Annotated in this window: 7 protein-coding genes; all 7 read left to right on the plus strand. The window is 35.7% G+C overall.

Annotated elements, in window-relative coordinates; all coding sequences use genetic code 11:
* Positions 1–292 precede the first annotated feature (292 nt).
* The 7 genes from VF06_RS25265 to VF06_RS25295 all read left to right on the plus strand — a co-directional run bounded on the left by VF06_RS25265 (position 293) and on the right by VF06_RS25295 (position 8,170).
* Positions 293–1,366, plus strand: coding sequence for an O-antigen ligase family protein (locus VF06_RS25265; protein WP_180267558.1), 1,074 nt, complete (start codon positions 293–295; stop codon positions 1,364–1,366).
* Positions 1,363–2,625, plus strand: a complete 1,263-nt coding sequence (locus tag VF06_RS25270; protein ID WP_099071262.1) for a glycosyltransferase family 4 protein — start codon at positions 1,363–1,365, stop codon at positions 2,623–2,625. Before VF06_RS25265 ends, VF06_RS25270 begins: the two co-directional genes overlap by 4 nt.
* Before the next feature lie 106 nt (positions 2,626–2,731).
* Positions 2,732–3,976: a glycosyltransferase family 61 protein gene (locus tag VF06_RS25275; protein ID WP_099071263.1), complete on the plus strand. Its 1,245-nt coding sequence runs from the start codon at positions 2,732–2,734 to the stop codon at positions 3,974–3,976.
* A 179-nt stretch (positions 3,977–4,155) separates the two neighbouring features.
* A complete protein-coding gene (locus tag VF06_RS25280) occupies positions 4,156–5,037 on the plus strand; it encodes an FkbM family methyltransferase (protein WP_180267557.1) in 882 nt (293 codons plus the stop codon).
* A gap of 41 nt (positions 5,038–5,078) precedes the next feature.
* Complete coding sequence (locus tag VF06_RS25285) at positions 5,079–6,275, plus strand: glycosyltransferase (RefSeq protein ID WP_099071265.1); 1,197 nt, start codon at positions 5,079–5,081, stop codon at positions 6,273–6,275.
* A gap of 176 nt (positions 6,276–6,451) precedes the next feature.
* On the plus strand, positions 6,452–7,291 hold the full coding sequence (locus tag VF06_RS25290; protein ID WP_099071266.1) for a glycosyltransferase family 2 protein: 840 nt from the start codon (positions 6,452–6,454) through the stop codon (positions 7,289–7,291).
* Positions 7,292–7,399: 108 nt separating this feature from the next.
* Positions 7,400–8,170 (plus strand): WecB/TagA/CpsF family glycosyltransferase, encoded by a 771-nt coding sequence (locus VF06_RS25295; protein WP_099071267.1) that lies wholly within the window; start codon positions 7,400–7,402, stop codon positions 8,168–8,170.
* Positions 8,171–8,231 lie beyond the last annotated feature (61 nt).

Below are 8,231 nucleotides of genomic sequence, written 5' to 3' on the forward strand. Positions count from 1 at the left end.
ACAAACTAACATCAATGGATGTCTATTTTGAGAATCAGTTTAAAAACCCTGGTATATTTCCATGAATGTTTCATCGTTCGGTGTTTCTAGATATAGTCAACTAATAAATTCGTTCTACAGGAAATTAGAATACATCAGTGTTTTTATATTGTTCATTAGCTTCTTTGATACTGATGTGTTTTTTCTTCGCGAACCTATCAATATTCTCAGCTATCCAATTATATTTTGTTTAATCATTTTCCGTTGGAAGCGATGCATTTATGTTGGTACGAGAGACATATCTTTACTACTGTTGGTTGGAATTGCATTCATCTCAATTTTTTGGTCTGATGTTCCAAGCTTTACTTTAGAAAAGTTGAAAGGTCTGCTACGGTCAACTTTGTTTGGAGTATATCTAGCTGCATACTACAAACCTAAAGACTTAATGCAATTACTGGCCTGGATATTTGGTATATTAGCCGTTTTAAATCTAGTAGTGACTTTAGCTATGCCATCCTATGGCATAACTACGATCAATGATGAGTTTTCATGGAAAGGTCTTTCAGCCCACAAACAATATTTGGGTCGCATAATGCTTCAAGGAGCAATCTTATTTTTACTACTGGCTAATACTAATAAGAAATTTCGTTGGATTATGTGGCTTGGATGTAGCCTGACAGTAGTTCTGATAGTACTTTCTAAAAGCAAAACTGCTTGGGTTGGTCTTGCCATTTCACTACTTCTTTTACCAACTTTTACAATTGCAAAGTTATTTCATAAATCTCGTGCCATTATATATTTAATTGTTGTATTAAGTCTTGGCAGCCTCGCCATATTAGCATTTGATAATCAACAAAGTATCAACAGTGCTTGGGAAACAATAATCGTAGATGTTCTCAATAAATCACCGGATTTAAATGGGCGTGTACCCGTATGGAATTTAGCTATTGAAAGCGGTTTAAAGAGGCCTTGGCTGGGATATGGATATCAAGCATTCTGGGAAACTTCCGAGGGTGCAGCTATTAGAAACGTAACATGGGCACGTAATACATTAAGTGGTAACTTTCACTCTCATAATGGATATATAGAACTTTTTTTGCAACTGGGTTTTGTAGGATTACTACTATTTAGTATTAACTTTTTTACGTTATTGGTGAGACTGATGAATTTAATTTTCTCAACTCGGAGCATAACAAGTTTTTGGATGCTTGAGTACGTTATACTTATGTTTTTGTTTAATTATACTGATTTACTAACATTTATATCGCCCCACACACTTTGGTCAGTATATATTGCAATCAATCTCTCAACTATTTATTGGCGAAATATGTTTATAGAAAATACAAATATTCCTGAATATAAATTACAAGGATTAGATAATAAATGAAAGTTTTGCTTTTAAATAGTTCTGATTTAAACGGAGGAGCATCTCGCGCTGCTTACCGTTTACACCAAGGATTGATAAGCATTGGTATTAACTCTCAAATGTTGGTGCAAAGTCAAGAGGGTACAGATTCAACAGTCATTAGTCCGCAAAATCAAATAGGTAAGGAATTTAGTAAGTTAAGACCTCGTTTCGGTAGGTTGCCACTAAAACTTTATCCCAACAAAAAGACATCTGAATATTCTGCTTCATGGCTTCCAGATGGAATTGCTGCCAAAGTTGAAAAGCTTGCTCCTGATGTGATTAATTTGCATTTTATTTGCGAAAGTTATTTGCAAATTCAAACGATTGCAAAATTCAAACAGCCATTAGTGTGGACACTTCATGATATGTGGGCTTTTACTGGTGGCTGTCATTACAATCAAGATTGCGATCGCTATATCAATTCATGTGGAACTTGTCCTCAATTGGGAAGCAACCGCCATTGGGATCTCTCCCGTTGGCAGTGGCAAAGTAAAGCTAAACACTGGAAAAATCTAGATTTCACGATTATTACTCCTAGTATATGGTTAGCAAAAGTAGCTCAAAGTAGTTCTTTATTTAGATCCATGCGGGTAGAAGTAATTCCTTACGGTCTTGATACAACTAAGTACAAACCAATTAATCGGCAAATAGCAAGAAAGCAACTAAATTTACCGCAAGATAAACATTTAGTGCTATTTGGAGCAGTGAATGGTACTAGCAATTACAGGAAAGGATTTCACTTATTGCTACCAGCATTGCAAAGCTTGAGTAAATCTGGATGGAGCGATCGCTTGGAGTTAGTAATTTTTGGTTCTTCTCAACCTCTCAATCCGCCTGAATTTGGTTTTAAATCTTGTTATTTAGGTAAATTCAATGATGATGTTTCTCTGGCATTGCTTTATGCCGCAGTGGATGTTTTCATTGCGCCATCAATTCAAGACAATTTACCAAATACTGTAATGGAGGCGTTGGCGTGTGGCACACCCTGTGTTGCTTTCAATATTGGCGGGATGCCAGATATGATTGAACACCAAAGAAATGGTTATTTGGCTCAACCATTTGAAATTGAAGATTTAGCTCAGGGAATTGCTTGGATATTAGAGGATAAAGAGCGACATCAAAAAATATGCGATCGCGCCCGTGAAAAAGTTGAAAAAGAATTTCCTTTAGAATTGCAAGCACGTCGTTATACATCTCTTTATACTAGTATTTTGAAAACAGATAAATCAAAATATTGAATAAAACACTGACTAAAAATTTTTGAACAAAATAAATAGATAATAACTTCGTTTAAATTTATATTTAAATGAAATAAAATTTGTTATTTTCAAGAGAGTATTAGTGATGATTATATTCCCTAAAAACAACAATTTAATTAATCTGACTATCAAGCATATTTACAGCATCACCACAAAATTATTACGCAGTAGTTTGCGAGAACAATGGTTATTACCTTTGATTTTGAAGATACTTAAAGTGCGAATAATAACAAACAACGAACTTAGAACTAACCACCGAAAATATCATTCAATTGCATTTGGTAATACAGAATATATCAAAACTGGCAACAGTTATGTAATTGGAGAAACTCCAATTGGAATTAGAGATAGATCTAATCAAGAATTTACCTTAGTTAATCCGTGGATATCTGAAGTTGATAATGCTGAATTGGTAGGTTCTAATGCTGTAGGTTTTAATGAAGATGGAAATATTATTTCACCGTCAACTTTGCCACCAAAAGAGCATTTAAATCATAGATTTGAAGGTGGATTACCTATAAAAACTTTATCGATTAAAACTCTACCTGCATTGAAAACCATACAATTGGATACAGCTTGTTCATTAGTTAATCACTGGAGTAAGAATTATTATCACTGGATAGTGGACTGCTTAACACGAATAGAAGGTGTTGAATATTATCAAAAACAAACTGGTTGTAAACCTCTATTAATTATTAATTCTCACCCTACCTCATGGCAAATAGAGTCTCTGAAAATTTTAGGTTATCAACCAGAGGATTATATAGAGTGGAATAGTTCAAAAGCAAAAGTCAAAAAACTAGTTGTACCAAGCTTTCGACGGCAGGGTGAATGGGTAGCACCTAGTTCCTTGCATTGGCTAAGACAACGCATACTTAACAATCTCCCTGCTAGTGAAGTCAATCAAGTATCTTATTCACCAAATATATATATTTCTCGCGCCAAAGCATCAGGTCGCCGAGTAATTAATGAAGATGAAGTCATGGAATTTTTAAGACCGTTAGGATTTGTCAGTTACAGTTTGGAAGGTTGGAGTTTTGCAGAACAAGTCAGACTATTTGCCACTGCTAAAAATATTATTGCTCCCCACGGTGCAGGTTTAACAAATATGATATTTGCACCCCAAAATACAACTGTCATTGAATTTGTTACTCCTTGGGTGAGTTCAGGTTATTTTGTGCCATCACAAATACTTGGCTTTCAACACGGTTGTCTTGAATGTCATCAGCCTTACAGCCAAAAGCTTAGGGAAACAAGAGGTGATTTGATGGTGGATATTGCAAATCTTAAAAGCCTTGTGGAGCAATTTAATCCATCAATTAAATCATAATTTTTTCGACTATTAAGACTCGTATTTGATTTGGAGAAATACACGTAGTTCGCGCATCATCCAGGGTTTTTGGTGCATCAATTGGCGACAACACACCCTATACTCAGATTTTTTGAAAAATCAAATCAGATTTCTATCAAACAAAAAATATGTTGTCAAATTTTGATTCTATTAAATTTATGAAAAATATCCATGCCATTCAATCATTAAAATATATTTTGAATCATCCTAATACTAAAAACCAGCAAATATTTTCGGTTTTAAAATATTTGGGATGGAAGCTATACAAAAGCTTGACTAACCATTATCTCGACGTTCAAATATTACCAAACCTGAAAGTTCGCTGTTTTCCCAACAGTCATTCGAGTGATTGTATCATTTACTGCGGACTCTATGATTACAATGAAATGAAGTTTCTTCTGCGCTATTTACGTGATGGAGACTCATTTATAGATATCGGTGCTAACATCGGTATTTATACACTCCTCGCTGCATCTAAACTTACTTCAGGCTCGATTTATAGTTTTGAAGTTTTACCAAAAAACTACACTCGTTTACAAGAGAATCTTAAACTCAATAAACTTAACCAAGTTAAGACTTATGCAATTGCAGTATCTGACAAAAAAGGTACTACTACTCTCAATATTGCTGAAGGAGATTCCATGCCTTTTATAACTACTACTGCTACTAATGGTACTATTACAGTGCCTACTGACACACTTGATAATTTGCTTGACAATCAATGTCTTCCTAGTTTAACTCTTGCCAAAATGGATATTGAAGGAGCAGAAATACTGGCTCTCAAAGGTGGCACTTTGCTCCTGAAACAACAATGTCCTCATGTTTGGATTTTAGAGATAAATAATACAGTTGAAAACCTTGGTCATTCACAGCAAGATGTAGTGGATTTTTTAGAGAGTTATGGTTATGGGTTATATCATTATGATGCCGATAGTAATCGGATTATATCAATTAATCTGAAGACCAAAACAGGATTGAATATTTTAGCGATCGCAGATGATTATCTTGATTTTGTCCGCCAACGTCTTGCTGATAATTAAGACTAGATAAAATCAATATATTTTTCACTATAAATAACATCATGAAAATTCTTCAGGTTCATAACGCATATCAGCATATGGGTGGTGAAGAAGTTGTTGTGGCTGCTGAAAATCAAATGCTTCAGCAGTATGGCCATGAAATTCACCAGTGGATTGTCGAAAATTCCACTATCAGTGATGTTAATTTTTTCACCAAAACCAAAATTGCCAAGCAATCAATTTGGTCTAGTGAATCTTACTTGCAAATCCGTCAAAGATTGCAAGAATTTCAACCGGATATCGTTCATGTTCATAACACTATCCCTTTAATTTCACCTTCTGTGTATTCTGCTTGTGATGATGCAGGCGTTCCTGTTGTTCACACCTTACACAACTACAAGTTGATTTGCCCTGGTGCTTATTGCTTTCGAGATAGAAATGTTTGTGAAGATTGTATCGGCAAACCAATTGCTTATCCTGCTATTATTCATGGTTGCTATCGTAAAAGCACAGCACAAACTACTGTTGCAGTTGCAGGTTTAGTTACTCATAAATTGCGAAAAACCTATGAAAAAAATGTCGATATTTATATCGCTTTAACACGCTTTGGTAGGCAAAAATTTATTGAAGGCGGACTACCTGCTGAAAAAATTGCGGTTAAGCCTAATTTTGTAACTTCAGACATTAAACAAGGCGAACATCAGGGTAGATATGTATTGTTTGTGGGAAAATTAGTGCAATACAAAGGAATTGAAACGCTTTTGCAAGCTTGGCATCTTCTTGATGAGCCTATTCCTTTAAAGATTGTCGGTCAGGGGCCTCTAGAAATTTTACTTAAAAGTAATTTACCAAGTGGTGTAGAGTATCTAGGACGTTTACCAAGAGAAAATGTTTTGCATCTGATGAAAGATGCTAGTTTTGTTGTTTTTCCTTCTGAATGGTATGAAGGATTTCCTATGACTATTGCTGAAGCTTTTGCAACAGGTAGTCCCGTAGTCACTGGTCGTTTGGGTGCTACCGAAGAAATTGTCAAAGATGGATCTTCCGGCTGGCATTTTACCCCAGGAGATGCTCGTGATTTGGCTCGAACTGTAAAGTTAGCTTGGTCAGATCCTACTGAGTTACGACGTAGAGGTGAGTTAGCTCGAAAACAATACGATGAATGCTACTCTCTAGAAAAAAATTATCAAATGATTATGAGTATTTACGAAACTGCTATTGCTTGGCAAAAAGGTCGTAAATCTTTGTCTGTTTTTTAAAGAGAGAAACTCCAAGCTATTAAACAGAATACATGCGTCAGTCGTCAGAATACAGGAAAGGTATTTTGTGCGACTCGAAGAAACTACGCTATCAGTGCTGGGTCTGAATCCCCTACTGATTAATTCTCAATTCTGAATTCTGAATTCTTCTTCAATAACTTTAGTGTTACCTGAAAATGAAAATATCAATCATTACACCAGTCTACAATTCACAAAAAACCCTAGAAAGAACAATTCTGAGCGTGATTAATCAAATTCCCAATTCACAATTGGAGTATATTATTATAGATGGCGGCTCTACCGATGGAACTTTAGAAATAATTCACAGATATGCTAACAAAATAAATATAGTAGTTTCCGAGCAAGATCGAGGCATTTATGATGCCATGAATAAAGGCATATCTCTTGCTACAGGGGACATCATTGGGATTATTAATTCTGATGATTGGTATAACGATGGAGCTTTAAAAAAAGTAGAGGAATTTTTTCGAGAAAATCCACAAATTTCGATTGTGCATTCACCTGTAAAAAATTATATAAACGGAGAACATTTAAGTACTTTTGTTCCCGGAAAATTGGAAAACTTGCCTTTCAAGTTCACTGTAGCTCATCCTAGTTGTTTTGTGAAAAAGGAAGTATACCATCGCATAGGTTTATTTGACTTAAATTATCCAATGGCTGCTGATTATGATTTTATATTTAGAGCTTACATCAATGGATATAAATTTCAACAACTTGATACTCCTTTAGCATCGTTTTCACTGAATGGAACTACTGGTAAACTCACAAATAAACTGAAACTGATTCAAGAAAGTCGGAGTATTTCAAGTAAATTTATTACTCAAGCATCAACCAAAATTAAATCGCAGCATCGGACATTTTATATAAATTGGTTTTTGCGAGAAATTGTTACTCTTCCTCTTAAATACTTCGATCCATTTGTGGCTATCAAAATTAAAGGTTTTTTGAGATACAAAATAGGAAAATTATCCTCAGATGAATATGGAGCGTGGTAATCACTGCATAATCCCGTTCTTACTTTCCTTTTATAAGTGCTGATTGCAAACGAAAAAAGCAATTAGCACTTTTTTAATGACTTTTCACTCCAACACCAATACAAACTTATGACTTATTCAACAAGGATCGATATCTGCAATATTCAGATAGATAAGTACTCTTTTGACTGGGTAGTTGAGGCCATCGCACATCAGGCCATCTCAGGAAGTACTCCCAAATATGTCGTAACACCCAATGCACAACATATTGTGGCACTCCAACGTGATGCACGTTTTCGTCGGATATATCAGGATGCTTTTTTAGTGGTTCCTGATGGTGTTCCTCTTTTGTGGGCAGCTAAATTTTTTAACACACCACTATCTGGTCGAGTCAATGGAACAGACTTATTCGAGCATCTATGCAAAGTTAGTGCTGACAGAGGACTGAAAGTGTTTTTATTAGGTGGTCGTCCGGGAGCTGCAAAGAAGGCCAAAAATGTTCTAGAAACAAGGCATCCCGACCTCAAGATTGTTGGTACTTATTGTCCTTACTACGGATTTGAGTCAGACCCAGAAGAGTTAAAACGAATTAACTCAATTATTCAAGCAGCAGCACCAGACATTTTATTTGTTGGGTTGGGTGCCCCAAAACAGGAGTATTGGATATACGACAATTACCAAAAAGTAGGCATTCCAGTATGTATTGGTATTGGAGTCAGCTTTGAATTAGTTGGTGGAATGGTGAAAAGAGCGCCAAAATTCATGCAAAAAGCTGGTTTAGAGTGGTTTTTCCGGTTGATTATGGAACCTAAACGTTTATGGCAGCGTTATTTCATCGGAAACGCCATGTTTATTGTGCTGGTATTGAAGCAGAAATTCAGGTTGTTGTGGTCTTCTTGAGAGTCAACCTTGTTTTGTTCGCCGGCTTCCGGCGTACACCGAAGGGGTTGCCGCAGGCATC

The sequence above is a fragment of the Nostoc linckia z4 genome (assembly GCF_002608075.1).
Lineage (GTDB): Bacteria > Cyanobacteriota > Cyanobacteriia > Cyanobacteriales > Nostocaceae > Nostoc > Nostoc linckia.

Excerpts from the sequence above, each read along its gene's own strand:
- VF06_RS25280 (WP_180267557.1), top strand. The coding sequence starts at position 4,156 with ATGAAAAATATCCATGCCATTCAATCATTAAAATATATTTTGAATCAT.
- VF06_RS25285 (WP_099071265.1), top strand. The coding sequence starts at position 5,079 with ATGAAAATTCTTCAGGTTCATAACGCATATCAGCATATGGGTGGTGAA.
- VF06_RS25295 (WP_099071267.1), top strand. The coding sequence starts at position 7,400 with ATGACTTATTCAACAAGGATCGATATCTGCAATATTCAGATAGATAAG.
- VF06_RS25270 (WP_099071262.1), top strand. The coding sequence starts at position 1,363 with ATGAAAGTTTTGCTTTTAAATAGTTCTGATTTAAACGGAGGAGCATCT.
- VF06_RS25275 (WP_099071263.1), top strand. The coding sequence starts at position 2,732 with ATGATTATATTCCCTAAAAACAACAATTTAATTAATCTGACTATCAAG.
- VF06_RS25290 (WP_099071266.1), top strand. The coding sequence starts at position 6,452 with ATGAAAATATCAATCATTACACCAGTCTACAATTCACAAAAAACCCTA.